Source organism: Streptomyces sp. NPDC102514, assembly GCF_055584525.1.
Genome location: NZ_JBVJLW010000024.1, coordinates 46,935 through 60,650, shown reverse-complemented (window position 1 = coordinate 60,650; position 13,716 = coordinate 46,935). Strand labels below are relative to the sequence as shown.

Here is a 13,716-nt window from a genome sequence, read left to right as displayed (position 1 = left end):
TGACGGTGATCAGAACGAGAACGGGATGTAGCAGGCGGCGGCCAGGACGACGGCCCCCCAGCCGAGCAGCGCCGGCCTGCGGTACCAGGCGTCGTCGCCCGACCCGGCCGGCTCCTCCATACCGGGGGAGCTGGTCCCGTACACGAGCCCCCGCAGCTCCTCCTCCGGCTTCGGCGCGGTGAAGAGGGAGACGGCGAACATCACGACCGCCCCCGCCACGAACCCGGCGATCGCGGAGACGAAGTTGGCGCCCTGGTCGGAGGGGATGCCGATGATGTCCTGCTTGTAGAGGACGAAGTAGTTGACCATCGCGGCCGTCGTACCGGCCAGCAGCCCCCAGAAGCCGGATTTCATGGACGCGCGCTTCCAGAACATGCCGACGATGAAGACGACGAACATCGGCACGTTGAAGAAGGAGAACAGCGTCTGGAGGTAGCTCATGATGTTCGAGAAGGACGAGGCGAGGAACGCCGTGCCGATCGACGCCAGCACCCCGACCGCCGTGATGAGACGGCCGAAGCGCACGTAGTACGCGTCCTCCTCGTCCCGCTTCACGTACGTGCCCCAGATGTCGTTCGTGAAGACGGTGTTGAAGGACGAGATGTTGGCCGCCATGCCCGCCATGAACGCCGCGAGCAGGCCCGTCACCGCGATACCGAGGACGCCGTTGGGGAGCAGGTCCTCCATCAGGTACGGGATCGCGTCGTTGTACTGGAGGTCGGAACCGGACGTCCCGATCTTCGGTACGAGCACGGCCGCGACGAGCCCGGGGATCATCACCAGGAACACGATGAAGATCTTCGGGAACGCGGCGATGAGCGGGGTCCGCTGGGCCGCGGACAGGTTCTTCGCGGACAGGGCGCGCTGCACCTCGGCGAAGTTGGTCGTCCAGTAGCCGAAGGACAGCACGAAGCCGAGGCCGAGCACGATGGTCAGCCAGTTCGCTCCGAGCGGGTTGTCGCTGCCGATGCCGGTGCCGCCCCACGCGGTGGTGAAGTCACCGCCGTGGCTCGCCGTCAGGGAGTCGGTCAGACCGTCCCAGCCGCCTACCTTCTTCAGGCCGAGCAGAGTGAGCGGGATGAGCGCGGCGAGGATGACGAAGAACTGGAGCACCTCGTTGTAGATCGCCGACGACAGACCGCCGAGGGTGATGTACGCGAGCACGAAGGCGCCCGCGACGACGATCGACACCCACTCCGGCCAGCCGAGCAGCGCCTCGACGACGATGGCGAGCGCGTAGAGGTTGACGCCCGCGATGAGGACCGCGGCGAACGCGAACAGCACGGAGCTGAGCAGATGCGCGCCCCGGTCGAAGCGCAGCAGCAGGAACTCAGGGACGGACCTGACCTTCGAGCCGTAGTAGAAGGGCATCATCACCAGGCCCAGGAAGACCATGGCGGGGATGGCGCCGATCCAGTACCAGTGCACGGTGTAGACGCCGTACTGGGCGCTGTTGGCGGCCATGCCGAGGATCTCGGTCGCGCCGAGGTTGGCGGCGACGAAGGCGAGTCCGGTGACCCAGGCGGGCAGCGAACGCCCGGAGAGGAAGAAGTCGAGGCTGGTCTTCACCGAGCGGCGGGCGGCGAAGCCGATGCCGAGCACGACGACGAAGTAGATCGCCAGGATCGTGTAGTCGAGCCAGTTGGTCGGGAGCCGCAGCTCCGCGGCCAGGGGTGCGGCCAGGTCCGGGCCCAGGGGCGGGGCCAGGTCTGTGACCGGGCCCGTGGCCGGGGATGTGGGGGTCTGCATCCTGCTCTCACTTCGTCTTGGTGTTCTTTGTTCGGTTGTGGTGCTGACTTACGTGGGGGTTTGTGGTTTGATGTGTTTGATTCTGTTTATTGGTTTGATCGGGTTAGGGATGGGGAGTCCGGCGTGAAGAAGACCTCGACCCGGCTGGCCGACGGTCGTGAGCTCATCTACTACGACTCGCGCGACGACACCGTGCGCGACGCGGTGGACCGGCGCCCGCTCGACCGGACGGTCACCACTTCGGAGGTACGGCGCGACCCGCTGCTCGGTGACGCGGTGGCCATCGCCTCGCACCGCCAGGGCCGCATCTACCACCCGCCGGCCGACGAGTGCCCGCTGTGCCCGTCCGAGGGCGACCGGCTGAGCGAGATCCCGGACTCGTCGTACGACGTCGCGGTGTTCGAGAACCGCTTCCCCTCGCTGGCCGGGGACTCCGGGCGGTGCGAGGTCGTCTGCTTCACCTCGAACCACGACGCGTCCTTCGCCGACCTGACCGAGGAGCAGGCGGCCCTGGTCCTGGAGGCGTGGACCGACCGCACGGCGGAGCTGTCCCATCTCCCCGCCGTGGAACAGGTGTTCTGTTTCGAGAACCGCGGCGCCGAGATCGGCGTGACGCTCGGACACCCGCACGGGCAGATCTACGCGTACCCCTTCACGACCCCTCGCACGGCCCTGATGCTCCGCTCGCTGGCGGCGCACAAGGAGGCGACCGGCGGGGAGAACCTCTTCGACGCCGTGCTGGAGCGGGAGCTCGCCGACGAGCGGGTCGTCCTGGAGACCGAGCACTGGGTGGCCTTCGTGCCGTTCTCGGCGCACTGGCCCTACGAGGTGCACCTGTATCCGCGCCGCCGCGTGCCCGATCTGCTGGGCCTGGACGAGGGCGCGCGCACAGAGTTCCCCCAGGTCTATCTGGAACTGTTGAGGCGCTTCGACCGGATCTTCGGCGAAGGTGAGCCTCCGACGCCGTACATCTCGGCCTGGCACCAGGCGCCGTTCGGCACGCTGGAGGAGTTCGACGGTGTGGTGCGTGAGGACTTCGCGCTCCACCTCGAGCTTTTCACCATCCGCCGCACTTCCGGCAAGCTGAAGTTTCTCGCGGGTTCCGAGTCCGGCATGAACGTGTTCATCAACGACGTGCCGCCGGAGACCGCGGCCCAGCGACTGCGAGAGGTAGCGAGTTCATGAGTGGGAAGTACCTGGTCACCGGCGGTGCGGGCTATGTGGGAAGCGTGGTCGCCCGGCACCTGCTGGAGGCGGGCCACGAGGTGACCGTCCTCGACAACCTCTCCACCGGCTTCCGCGAGGGCGTCCCGGCCGGGGCCGCCTTCGTCGAGGGCGACATCCGCGACGCCGCCAAGTGGCTGGACCCCTCGTACGACGCGGTCCTGCACTTCGCCGCGTTCTCGCAGGTCGGCGAGTCGGTCGTGAAGCCCGAGAAGTACTGGGACAACAACGTCGGCGGCACGATGGCCCTGCTCGGCGCCATGCGCGAGACGGGCGTGCGCAAGCTGGTCTTCTCCTCCACGGCGGCGACGTACGGCGAGCCGGAGACCACCCCGATCACCGAGTCCGCGCCGACGCTCCCCACCAACCCCTACGGCGCCTCGAAGCTGGCCGTCGACCACATGATCACGGGCGAGGCCGCCGCGCACGGGCTGGCCGCCGTCTCGCTGCGCTACTTCAACGTGGCCGGCGCGTACGGCAGCAGCGGTGAGCGGCACGACCCCGAGTCGCACCTCATCCCGCTCGTCCTCCAGGTCGCCCAGGGCCGCCGCGACGCCATCTCCGTCTACGGCGACGACTACCCGACGCCCGACGGCACCTGCGTCCGCGACTACATCCACGTCGCCGACCTCGCGGAGGCGCACCTGCTGGCGGTCGCCGCCGCGCAGCCCGGTGAGCACCTGATCTGCAACCTCGGCAACGGCAACGGCTTCTCGGTCCGCGAGGTGATCGAGACCGTCCGCAAGGTGACCGGACACCCGATCCCCGAGGTCGCGGCCCCCCGCCGGGCCGGCGACCCGGCGATCCTCGTCGCGTCCGCCGCCACGGCCCGCGAGCGGCTCGGCTGGAACCCGTCCCGCGCGGATCTCGCGGGAATCGTCGCGGACGCGTGGGAGTTCGCGCAGAACAACGCGAAGGCGGAGGGGCACTAGTGGGGACGCAGGAAGAGGTTCAGCAGGTTCGCGGCGGCTTCGAGAAGCTGTACGGGACGCCTCCCGAGGGGATCTGGGCGGCGCCCGGCCGGGTCAACCTGATCGGCGAGTACACCGACTTCAACGAGGGCTTCGTCATGCCCCTCGCGCTGCCGCACACCGCGGTGGCCGCGGTCTCGCGCCGCGACGACGGGGTACTGCGCATCCACTCGGCCGACATCGAGGGCCCGGTCGTCGAACTGCACGTCGACGGCCTCGCCCCGCTGACGAACACCAGCTGGGCGGCGTACCCCGCCGGAGTCGTGTGGGTCCTGCGCGAGGCCGGGCACGCGATCACCGGCGCGGACATCCACCTCGCCTCGACGGTCCCGACGGGCGCCGGCCTGTCCTCGTCGGCGGCGCTTGAGGTCGTCACGGCCCTGGCCCTGAACGACCTGTACGAACTCGGCCTCACCGGGCCCGAACTGGCCCGCGTCGCCCAGCGCGCCGAGAACGACTTCGTGGGCGTGCCGTGCGGGGTCATGGACCAGACCGCGTCCGCCTGCTGCACGGAGGGCAACGCCCTCCACCTCGACTGCCGCGACCTGTCGATCCGGCAGGTCCCCTTCGACCTCCCGGCCCAGGGACTCCAGCTCCTCGTCGTCGACAGCCGCGTCAAGCACGCGCTGGGCGACGGGGCGTACGCGGAGCGGCGGGAGGGCTGCGAGGAGGGTGCGCGGCAGTTGGGCGTCCCCTTCCTGCGGGACCTCGCGTACGAGGACCTCGACGCGGCGCTCGCCCGCCTCTCGGACGAGCGGGTGCGGCGCTACGTACGCCATGTGGTGTCGGACGACCACCGGGTGGAGGAGGTCATCGCGCTCCTCGACGCGGGGGACATCCGGGGCATCGGCCCCGTCCTGACGGCCGGCCACGAGTCGCTCCGCGACGACCTCCGCATCTCCTGCCCGGAACTGGACCTCGCCGTCGCCACGGCGAACCAGGCCGGGGCGCTGGGGGCGCGGATGACGGGCGGCGGTTTCGGCGGCTCGGCGGTCGTCCTGGTCGAGGCGGCGGACGCGGACACGGTCACGAAGGCCGTGGAGGAGGCGTTCGCTGCTGCGGGCTACACGGCGCCGCGGGTGTTCCCGGCGGTGCCGTCGGAGGGGGCGCGGCGGGTGGGCTGACCGTCACCGACTCGGGGGCCAGCCCCCGAACCCCCGGTCCTCAAACGCCGGACGGGCTGAAAGACATCTTTCAGCCCGTCCGGCGTTTGAGGACACAGTGACGGGACGGGTAGGGGCGGCGGGGGCGAGAAAAGGCCCGGTCAGCGCAGCCGCTTCGTCAGTGTGTACTCCGTGATCCCCGGCGGGTAGTCGGGGATCGCGCACACCACCTCGTACCCCTGCTTCCGGTAGAAGTCCGGCGCCTGGAAGTCCCACGTCTCCAGCCGGGAGGCACGGCACTCCCGCGACGAGACGGCCAGACGTTCCGCGCGGGACAGCAGATGCGACCCGAGCCCGGTCCCGCGGTGGCGTTCGTCGACCCAGAGATAGGCGACATGCAGCCACGTCGCCCACGTGTGCCCGATCAGTCCGCCCGCGATCGATCCCCCCGGCTCCAACGCCCACACGTGGAGCGGAACTTCCCGTTCACCAGGCGTTCCGCTCAGAGAACGCAGCACGGGAGACGCCGCCGTATTGGCCTCCCGCAGCCGAGACCGCAGGAATTGGCTACGTTCTTTGTCGACTTCTGTCTCAATACGAAACATACGGCTCACCATAAACGCGTCGGCCAATCAGTTCTGCAAATCACCTTCCGCTCCTGCCGCACGGCCTTACTCTGATGAGCAGCACCGGTGGGGGCCGGTGCCGATCAGGGGGCGAGACAGTCGGGTACGACGCCCGAAGTGGGGGTAGCAGTCTCAGCACGGCGGCGGCCGTGCGACTGCGGCACCCCGTTTCGTGAGCCGACAGGAGGCTCGGGAACACCTCGGGCGCCGTACCTGCGCCGGTCCGTCCCCCGACCAGTGGGGGTTTCTGTGGTTCGCATCCGTGTTCTGGTCGTCGACGACCATCGTATTTTCGCCGAGTCGCTCGCCGCCGCCCTGGCCGCCGAGCCCGATGTCGACGTCTCCGCGGCGGGCAGTGGCCCGGCCGCGCTGCGCTGCCTGGAGCGGGCGGTCGCGGAAGGCCGCCGGTTCGACGTGCTGCTCGTCGACGCCGACCTCGGCGGCAACGTGCCGGGTGTCCGCCCGGCCGTGCCCGTGCACGACAACAACGAAGAAGGCCTGGTCGACGGCATCTCGCTGGTGGCGGGCGTCCGTTCGGGCCAGCCCGGTGTCCGTACCGTCGTACTCGCCGAGAAGGACGATCCGCGCCGTGCGGCTCTCGCCCTGCAGGCGGGCGCCTCGGGCTGGGTGGCCAAGGACTGCTCGCTGTCCCGCCTGCTGACCGTCATCCGCGGAGTGCTGAGGGACGAGACACATCTGCCGCCCGCCCTGCTCACGGGTGTGCTGCGTGAGCTGACCGCCGCCCGCAAGCACCGCACCGAGAGCGAGCGGCTGGTGGAGTCGCTGACTCCGCGTGAGCGCGAGGTGCTGCGGTGCATGGTGGCGGGGCTGGGGCGCAAGGCGGTCGCCGAGCGGCTGTTCCTCTCCCCGCACACGGTCCGCACGCATATGCAGAACGTGCTGGGCAAACTGGGCGTGCACTCGACCCTCGCGGCCGTGGCGCTCGCCCGCCGGGCCGGGGTCGGTCCGGTGGACCTAGCCGGGGATGTTGTCGAACGGGGCGGTCAACTGGCGTAGCAGCCCGGCCAGTTCGCCGCGCTGCGCCCGGCTGAGCTCCGCGAGGATCGCGCGCTCCTGGTCGAGGAGTCCGGCAAGTGCCTGGTCGGCGCGGTCGCGGCCCTCCTCGGTGAGGCGCACGAGCACGCCCCGGCGGTCGCTGCGGTCGGGGAGCCGCTCGACCAGGCTCTTCTTCGCGAGCCGGTCGATCCGGTTCGTCATCGTGCCCGAGGTGACGAGGGTCTGGGTGAGCAACTGCCCGGGGGAGAGCTGGTACGGGGCTCCCGCGCGCCTCAGTGAGGTCAGCACGTCGAACTCCCAGGGTTCCAGGGCGTGCTCGGCGAACGCGATGCGCCGGGCCCGGTCCAGATGCCGCGCGAGCCTGCTCACGCGGCTGAGTACTTCGAGTGGTTCCACGTCGAGGTCGGGGCGCTCCCGGCGCCATGCTGCGACCAGCCGATCGACCTCGTCCTCCATGGCGATCAGTGTAGTGGTTGTGTCGATGTGAAGTCTCTTGATGTGAAGTATCTTGACGACGAGATAGTCGGGGTGTGAGGGTGGAGGTCGGCCCGCCCTCACTCCTAGGAGGCACCCGATGTCCGCCACCACCACTCCCACCTGGGATCCCGGGCAGTACCTGCGCCATGCCGAGCACCGCGCGCGACCCTTCGCGGAACTGCTCGGCCGCGTTCCCGCCCTGCCCGGCGAACCGGCCCGGATCGCCGATCTGGGATGCGGACCCGGCAACGTCACGGTCCAGCTCGTCGAACGGTGGCCGGGCGCGTACGTCACCGGGTACGACAACTCCCCGGAGATGCTGGCCCGCGCCGAGGAGCACGCGGGGCCGACCGCCGGTGGCGGCGGCCTGGACTTCGCCCACGCGGACCTCACACAGTGGGCGCCCGCGGAGACGTACGACCTGATCGTCTCGAATGCCGCGCTCCAGTGGGTGCCGGGGCATCTGGAGGCGTTCGGGGCCTGGCTCGACGCGGTCGCCGCCGGCGGGACCTTCGCTTTCCAGGTGCCCGACAACATCGACGCGCCGCTGCACGCGCTGATGCGTGAACTCGCCGCCTCCCCGCGGTGGAAGGGGCGGCTGGGCGGAGTCCTCCGGCGCCCGGACTCGGTGCACGAACCGCTCGTCTACCTGGACCGGCTGGCGCGGCTGGGGTGCGAGGTGGACGTCTGGCGGACGACGTACCTGCAGATCCTGGAGGGGGAGGACGCCGTCCTCGACTGGTCCAAGGGGACGGGGATGCGGCCGGCCCTCACAGCCCTCGCCGACGACCCGGAGGCCAGGGACGCCTTCACCGCCGAATACCGCGACCTGCTCCGCACGGCCTACCCGACGGCCCCGTACGGCACGGTCCTGCCGTTCCGGCGGCTGTTCGTGGTGGCACGGAAGGCTTCTTGAGCAGATGCTGACAGCCGTGGACCACGTCCAGCTCGCCGCACCACCGGGCTCGGAGCCGGCCCTGCGCGACTACTACGTCGACGCCCTCGGCATGACCGAGATCCCCAAGCCGCCCGCACTCGCCGCCCGCGGAGGCTGCTGGTTCCAGGCGGGAGCCGTGCAACTGCACTTGGGGATCGACCCGGATTTCCGCCCCGCGAAGAAGGCGCATCCGGGGCTGCGGGTGGTGGATATCGAGGCGTACGCGGCTCGTCTGGTCGCCGGCGGGGGCCCGGTGACCTGGGACACCGCGCTTCCGGGGCATCGGCGGTTCTACTCCGAGGACCCCGTCGGCAACCGGCTGGAGTTCCTGGAGCCGTGTCTCAGGGTGTGCGGCCCAGGTTCGTGACGAGGATGCGGATCACGTCCTCGTCGATCACGTAGAGGACGCGGTAGTCACCGACGCGGAGACGGCGGATGTTCGGTCCGTAGGCGGTCGAGCTGGTGGGGCGCGGCTCCTTGGCGAGGGTGTCGACCGCTTCGTAGACGACGGCGAGTCCCGCGGGGTCGTCCTTGAGGAACCGCACGGCCGCGTTCGTGGCGCTCGGCTCCCAGGTGATTCGGTAGGTCATGGCCGCAGCCCCAGCATGCGCCCGACTTCCTCGTGGCTTACGCCCTCTCCCAGCGTCCCCTCCGCCTTGCGGCGCTGGTAGTCGGCGGCCGCGAGCGCGTCCTCCAGGTCCTCTATGACCTGTGGCGAGACGAGCAGCGCCGCCACGTGGCCGTGGTCGGTGAGGGCGATGGTCTCGCGGCCGTGGGCCGCGCGGCGGACGAGGTCACCGAGCTGGGAACGGGCGGCGCTGATCGCGATCTCAGTCATGGGCGTATTGATATCACAAGGTTCATGTTGTGGCCCATGCATTAACTCTTTCGGCGCCCTATCAGCCGGGGCTTCGCCTCCAGGCCGTCCAGGCCGTGCCAGGCCAGGTTGACCAGGTGGGCCGCCACCTCCGCCTTCTTGGGGCGGCGGACGTCCAGCCACCACTGGCCCGTGAGGGCGACCATGCCCACCAGGGCCTGGGCGTACAGGGGGGCCAGTTTGGGGTCGAAGCCGCGGCGTTTGAACTCGCGGCCCAGGATGTCCTCCACCTGCGTGGCGATGTCCGAGATCAGGGACGCGAAACTGCCCGTCGACTGCGGGATCGGGGAGTCGCGGACCAGGATGCGGAAGCCGTCCGTGTACTCCTCGATGTAGTCGAGGAGGGCGAACGCCGCCTGCTCGCAGAGTTCGCGCGGATGGCCCGCGGTGAGGGAACTCGTCACACCGTCCAGGAGACGGCGCATCTCACGGTCCACCACGACCGCGTACAGGCCCTCCTTGCCGCCGAAGTGCTCGTACACCACCGGCTTGGAGACGCCGGCCTTCGCCGCGATCTCCTCCACCGACGTCGCCTCGAAGCCCTTCTGGGCGAAAAGGGTGCGGCCGATCTCCAGCAACTGGGCCCGTCGCTCCGCCCCCGTCATCCGGGTACGGCGAGCGCGCCGCGGCTTTTCATTGCTGGGTGTGCTGGAGTCGGCCACGCCGTCAATCATGCCGCCTCGGCCGTCTCCGGCTTGCGCCGGGCGCCCTTCCCGTCCGGGTTACGGCGGGAATCGATACGCGAGCGTGACGGCCAGCGCACGTCGTACGCCCAGCCGAAGCGCTCGAACCAGCGGATCAGACGGGCCGACGAGTCCACCTGGCCGCGCTCCACACCGTGCCGGGCCGACGTCGGGTCCGCGTGGTGGAGGTTGTGCCAGGACTCGCCGCAGGACAGGACGGCCAGCCACCACACGTTCCCCGAGCGGTCACGCGACTTGAAGGGGCGCTTGCCCACCGCATGGCAGATCGAGTTGATCGACCAGGTCACGTGGTGCAGCAGCGCCACCCGGACCAGGGAGCCCCAGAAGAAGCCCGTGAACGCGCCCCACCAGGACATCGTCACCAGACCGCCGATCAGCGCGGGCAGCGCGATGGACAGGCCCGCCCAGAGGAGGAACTGGCGGGAGATCGTGCGCAGCGCCCGGTCCTTGATCAGGTCCGGCGCGTACTTCTCCTGCGGGGTCTGCTCCTCGTCGAACATCCAGGCGATGTGGGCCCACCACAGGCCCTTCATCAGAGCCGGGACCGTCTCACCGAAGCGCCACGGCGAGTGGGGGTCGCCCTCGGCGTCCGAGTACTTGTGGTGCTTGCGGTGGTCGGCCACCCACCGGACCAGCGGCCCTTCGACGGCCATGGAACCCGCGATGGCGAGCGCGATACGCAGGGGCCGCTTCGCCTTGAAGGCGCCATGGGTGAAGTAGCGGTGGAATCCGATCGTGATGCCGTGGCAGCCCAGGAAGTAGAAGAACACCAGCAGACCGAGGTCCAGCCAGCTCACACCCCAGCCCCAGGCCAGCGGAACCGCCGCGAGGACGGCCAGGAACGGGACGGTGATGAAGAGGAGAAGGGTGATCTGCTCGATCGAGCGCTTCTTCTCGCCGCCCAGCGTGGCGGACGGGACGGGGGAGTCGTCGTGCGCCCTCGGGGCGTCATCGATCACGTCGGAACTTGCGGTCATGGGGGCGTCCCCTGTGGGGTCGAGGAGGGTGGGTGTGGCCGGTAAGCGTGGCTGTGGGTAGCCGGAAACAGCGCTTACGGTTCCGTAACCTACGGCGTCGTAAGTATGGCAGCGCGTTGCGCCGGGGCAAGAGCCCGAGAGACTGCGCGTCCGGATGGACACCTATCCTTGGTCTCGGTCGGACAGCGCGGTCCGCTCTGTTTCATTCCCGTATGCCCAGCCGCTGATGCGGCGCTTGCCGCCTCGGGCCGACGGGTTCCCCTCCAGACGAGCTTCAACACTGCAAGGAGCCGCACCTGTGAGCAGTGCCGACGACCAGAACACGACAACGGGCAGTGAACTGCGCGCCGACATCCGCCGCCTCGGAGATCTGCTGGGCGAGACCCTCGTACGGCAGGAGGGACCCGAGCTCCTGGAGCTGGTCGAGAAGGTCCGCCGCCTCACCCGCGAGGACGGTGAAGCCGCCGCCGAGCTGCTGCGCGGCACCGAACTGGAGACCGCGGCCAAGCTGGTCCGCGCCTTCTCCACCTACTTCCACCTCGCCAACGTCACCGAGCAGGTGCACCGCGGCCGCGAGCTGCGCGCCCGGCGTGCCGCCGAAGGCGGACTCCTCGCCCGCACGGCCGACCGGCTCAAGGACGCCGACCCCGAGCACCTGCGCGTCAGCGTCAAGAACCTCAACGTCCGCCCCGTCTTCACCGCGCACCCCACCGAGGCGGCCAGACGCTCGGTCCTCAACAAGCTGCGCCGCATCGCCGCCCTGCTGGAGACCCCGGTCATCGAAGCCGACCGGCGCCGCTACGACACCCGTCTGGCCGAGAACATCGACCTGGTCTGGCAGACCGACGAGCTGCGCGTCGTACGCCCCGAACCGGCCGACGAGGCCCGCAACGCCATCTACTACCTCGACGAACTGCACGCCGGCGCCGTCGGAGACGTCCTGGAGGATCTGACCGCGGAACTGGAGCGTGTCGGTGTCGAGCTGCCGGACGAGACCCGCCCCCTGACGTTCGGCACCTGGATCGGCGGCGACCGCGACGGCAACCCGAACGTGACCCCCCAGGTCACCTGGGACGTCCTCATCCTCCAGCACGAGCACGGCATCAACGACGCGCTGGAACTGATCGACGAACTGCGTCACTTCCTCTCCAACTCCATCCGCTACACCGGTGCCACCGAGGAACTGCTCTCCTCCCTGCAGGCCGACCTCGAACTGCTGCCGGAGATCAGCCCCCGCTACAAGCGCCTCAACGCCGAGGAGCCCTACCGGCTCAAGGCCACCTGCATCCGGCAGAAGCTGGAGAACACCAAGCTCCGCCTCGCCAAGGGCATCCCGCACGAGGACGGCCGCGACTACCTCGGCACCGCCGAACTGCTGCGCGACCTCACGCTCATCCAGACCTCCCTGCGCGCGCACCGCGGCGCCCTGTTCGCCGACGGCCGCATGAACCGTACGATCCGCACGCTCGCCGCCTTCGGCCTGCAGCTCGCCACCATGGACGTACGGGAGCACGCGGACGCCCACCACCACGCGCTCGGGCAGCTCTTCGACCGGCTCGGCGAGGAGTCCTGGCGCTACGAGGACATGCCGCGCGAGTACCGGCACAAGCTGCTCGCCAAGGAACTCCGCTCCCGCCGGCCCCTCGGACCGACCCCGGCCCCCCTGGACGCCGCCGGAGCGAAGACCCTCGGTGTCTTCGAGACCGTCAAGAAGGCCCTCAGGGTCTTCGGACCCGAGGTCATCGAGTCGTACATCATCTCGATGTGCCAGGGCGCCGACGACGTGTTCGCCGCCGCCGTCCTGGCCCGCGAGGCCGGACTCCTCGACCTGCACGCCGGCTGGGCGAAGATCGGCATCGTGCCGCTCCTTGAGACGACCGACGAGCTCAAGGCCGCCGACACCATCCTTGAGGACATGCTGTCCGACCCCTCCTACCGGCGGCTCGTCGCCCTGCGCGGCGACGTCCAGGAGGTCATGCTCGGATACTCCGACTCGTCGAAGTTCGGCGGCATCACCACGAGCCAGTGGGAGATCCACCGGGCCCAGCGCCGCCTGCGCGACGTCGCCCACCGCTACGGCGTACGCCTGCGGCTCTTCCACGGCCGCGGCGGCACTGTCGGCCGCGGAGGCGGCCCCTCGCACGACGCGATCCTCGCGCAGCCCTGGGGCACGCTCGAAGGCGAGATCAAGGTGACCGAGCAGGGCGAGGTCATCTCCGACAAGTACCTCGTGCCGTCGCTGGCCCGGGAGAACCTCGAACTGACCGTCGCGGCCACCCTCCAGGCGTCCGCGCTGCACACCTCCCCGCGGCAGTCCGACGAGGCGCTCGCCCGCTGGGACGCCGCCATGGACGTCGTCTCGGAGGCCGCCGAGGCCGCCTACCGCCGGCTGGTCGAGGACCCCGACCTGCCGACGTACTTCCTCGCCTCCACGCCTGTCGACCAGCTCGCCGACCTGCACCTGGGCTCGCGGCCCTCCCGCCGCCCCGGCTCGGGCGTCTCGCTCGACGGCCTGCGCGCCATCCCGTGGGTGTTCGGCTGGACCCAGTCCCGGCAGATCGTCCCCGGCTGGTTCGGCGTCGGCGCCGGCCTCAAGGCACTGCGCGAGGCCGGCCTCGACAGCGTCCTGGACGAGATGCACGAGCAGTGGCACTTCTTCCGCAACTTCATCTCCAACGTCGAGATGACGCTCGCCAAGACCGATCTCAGGATCGCCCGCCACTACGTCGAGACCCTCGTCCCCGAGGAGCTCCAGCACGTCTTCGCCACCATCGAGGCCGAGCACGAGCTGACCGTCCGCGAGGTGCTGCGCATCACCGGTGAGGCCGAACTCCTCGACGCCCACCCGGTGCTCAAGCAGACCTTCACCGTCCGCGACGCCTACCTGGACCCGATCTCCTACCTCCAGGTGGCCCTCCTCAAGCGGCAGCGCGACGCCGCCGCGGCCGGCTCCGAGCCGGACCCGCTGCTGTCCCGCGCCCTGCTCCTGACGGTCAACGGTGTGGCGGCGGGCCTGCGCAACACCGGCTGACCGGCCGGACGGCACGAACAAGG

At 69.9% G+C, this 13,716-nt stretch carries 14 protein-coding genes; 7 read left to right on the top strand and 7 right to left on the bottom strand.

The window, feature by feature from the left end; translation table 11 throughout:
- Positions 1-9: 9 nt before the first annotated feature.
- Positions 10-1,749, bottom strand: coding sequence for a sodium:solute symporter family protein (locus ACZ60E_RS40680; RefSeq protein ID WP_469447186.1), 1,740 nt, complete (start codon positions 1,747-1,749; stop codon positions 10-12).
- A 123-nt stretch (positions 1,750-1,872) separates the two neighbouring features.
- Between ACZ60E_RS40680 and galT the strand changes: the two genes are divergently transcribed.
- From galT to galK, 3 genes are read left to right on the top strand one after another with little or no spacing between them, the layout of a single operon-like run.
- Positions 1,873-2,934: a galactose-1-phosphate uridylyltransferase gene (galT, locus tag ACZ60E_RS40675; protein ID WP_385835116.1), complete on the top strand. Its 1,062-nt coding sequence runs from the start codon at positions 1,873-1,875 to the stop codon at positions 2,932-2,934.
- A complete protein-coding gene (galE, locus tag ACZ60E_RS40670; RefSeq protein ID WP_469447184.1) occupies positions 2,931-3,905 on the top strand; it encodes a UDP-glucose 4-epimerase GalE in 975 nt (324 codons plus the stop codon). The genes galT and galE overlap by 4 nt, the downstream gene beginning before the upstream one ends.
- Positions 3,905-5,068, top strand: coding sequence for a galactokinase (gene galK / locus ACZ60E_RS40665; protein WP_384811100.1), 1,164 nt, complete (start codon positions 3,905-3,907; stop codon positions 5,066-5,068). Before galE ends, galK begins: the two co-directional genes overlap by 1 nt.
- A gap of 140 nt (positions 5,069-5,208) precedes the next feature.
- Here the strand turns inward: galK and ACZ60E_RS40660 are convergent, their stop codons facing one another.
- Complete coding sequence (locus tag ACZ60E_RS40660) at positions 5,209-5,664, bottom strand: GNAT family N-acetyltransferase (RefSeq protein WP_453795690.1); 456 nt, start codon at positions 5,662-5,664, stop codon at positions 5,209-5,211.
- Between the two features lie 258 nt (positions 5,665-5,922).
- On the opposite strand from ACZ60E_RS40660, the gene ACZ60E_RS40655 reads away from it, so the two are divergent.
- Positions 5,923-6,690 carry a LuxR C-terminal-related transcriptional regulator gene (locus tag ACZ60E_RS40655; protein ID WP_107015605.1) on the top strand — a complete coding sequence of 256 codons (768 nt, stop codon included), beginning with the start codon at positions 5,923-5,925 and terminating at the stop codon, positions 6,688-6,690.
- Here ACZ60E_RS40655 and ACZ60E_RS40650 read toward each other — a convergent pair.
- Entirely contained in the window at positions 6,649-7,146 is a 498-nt protein-coding gene (locus ACZ60E_RS40650; protein WP_469447181.1) for a MarR family winged helix-turn-helix transcriptional regulator, read from the bottom strand. The genes ACZ60E_RS40655 and ACZ60E_RS40650 overlap by 42 nt on opposite strands.
- Before the next feature lie 118 nt (positions 7,147-7,264).
- Between ACZ60E_RS40650 and ACZ60E_RS40645 the strand changes: the two genes are divergently transcribed.
- Positions 7,265-8,083 carry a trans-aconitate 2-methyltransferase gene (locus ACZ60E_RS40645; protein WP_469447179.1) on the top strand — a complete coding sequence of 273 codons (819 nt, stop codon included), beginning with the start codon at positions 7,265-7,267 and terminating at the stop codon, positions 8,081-8,083.
- A 4-nt stretch (positions 8,084-8,087) separates the two neighbouring features.
- Positions 8,088-8,471: a VOC family protein gene (locus ACZ60E_RS40640; RefSeq protein WP_469447177.1), complete on the top strand. Its 384-nt coding sequence runs from the start codon at positions 8,088-8,090 to the stop codon at positions 8,469-8,471.
- Here the strand turns inward: ACZ60E_RS40640 and ACZ60E_RS40635 are convergent.
- From ACZ60E_RS40635 to ACZ60E_RS40620, 4 genes are read right to left on the bottom strand one after another with little or no spacing between them, the layout of a single operon-like run.
- Positions 8,446-8,694, bottom strand: a complete 249-nt coding sequence (locus ACZ60E_RS40635) for a type II toxin-antitoxin system RelE family toxin (RefSeq protein ID WP_469447175.1) — start codon at positions 8,692-8,694, stop codon at positions 8,446-8,448. The two genes, ACZ60E_RS40640 and ACZ60E_RS40635, sit on opposite strands and share 26 nt — an antisense overlap.
- Positions 8,691-8,942, bottom strand: a complete 252-nt coding sequence (locus ACZ60E_RS40630) for a type II toxin-antitoxin system Phd/YefM family antitoxin (protein WP_107015610.1) — start codon at positions 8,940-8,942, stop codon at positions 8,691-8,693. Before ACZ60E_RS40630 ends, ACZ60E_RS40635 begins: the two co-directional genes overlap by 4 nt.
- Before the next feature lie 41 nt (positions 8,943-8,983).
- Positions 8,984-9,655: a TetR/AcrR family transcriptional regulator gene (locus tag ACZ60E_RS40625; RefSeq protein ID WP_055617961.1), complete on the bottom strand. Its 672-nt coding sequence runs from the start codon at positions 9,653-9,655 to the stop codon at positions 8,984-8,986.
- A complete protein-coding gene (locus ACZ60E_RS40620; RefSeq protein WP_384815520.1) occupies positions 9,652-10,662 on the bottom strand; it encodes an acyl-CoA desaturase in 1,011 nt (336 codons plus the stop codon). Before ACZ60E_RS40620 ends, ACZ60E_RS40625 begins: the two co-directional genes overlap by 4 nt.
- A 298-nt stretch (positions 10,663-10,960) precedes the next feature.
- Here ACZ60E_RS40620 and ppc point away from each other — a divergent pair, with 298 nt between their 5' ends.
- Positions 10,961-13,693 (top strand): phosphoenolpyruvate carboxylase, encoded by a 2,733-nt coding sequence (ppc, locus tag ACZ60E_RS40615; protein ID WP_384815517.1) that lies wholly within the window; start codon positions 10,961-10,963, stop codon positions 13,691-13,693.
- Positions 13,694-13,716: the final 23 nt, after the last annotated feature.

Excerpts from the sequence above, each read along its gene's own strand:
- ACZ60E_RS40680 (WP_469447186.1), bottom strand. The coding sequence starts at position 1,749 with ATGCAGACCCCCACATCCCCGGCCACGGGCCCGGTCACAGACCTGGCC.
- galE (WP_469447184.1), top strand. The coding sequence starts at position 2,931 with ATGAGTGGGAAGTACCTGGTCACCGGCGGTGCGGGCTATGTGGGAAGC.
- ACZ60E_RS40660 (WP_453795690.1), bottom strand. The coding sequence starts at position 5,664 with ATGGTGAGCCGTATGTTTCGTATTGAGACAGAAGTCGACAAAGAACGT.
- ACZ60E_RS40650 (WP_469447181.1), bottom strand. The coding sequence starts at position 7,146 with ATGGAGGACGAGGTCGATCGGCTGGTCGCAGCATGGCGCCGGGAGCGC.
- ACZ60E_RS40645 (WP_469447179.1), top strand. The coding sequence starts at position 7,265 with ATGTCCGCCACCACCACTCCCACCTGGGATCCCGGGCAGTACCTGCGC.
- ACZ60E_RS40640 (WP_469447177.1), top strand. The coding sequence starts at position 8,088 with ATGCTGACAGCCGTGGACCACGTCCAGCTCGCCGCACCACCGGGCTCG.
- ACZ60E_RS40635 (WP_469447175.1), bottom strand. The coding sequence starts at position 8,694 with ATGACCTACCGAATCACCTGGGAGCCGAGCGCCACGAACGCGGCCGTG.
- ACZ60E_RS40630 (WP_107015610.1), bottom strand. The coding sequence starts at position 8,942 with ATGACTGAGATCGCGATCAGCGCCGCCCGTTCCCAGCTCGGTGACCTC.
- ACZ60E_RS40625 (WP_055617961.1), bottom strand. The coding sequence starts at position 9,655 with ATGATTGACGGCGTGGCCGACTCCAGCACACCCAGCAATGAAAAGCCG.
- ACZ60E_RS40620 (WP_384815520.1), bottom strand. The coding sequence starts at position 10,662 with ATGACCGCAAGTTCCGACGTGATCGATGACGCCCCGAGGGCGCACGAC.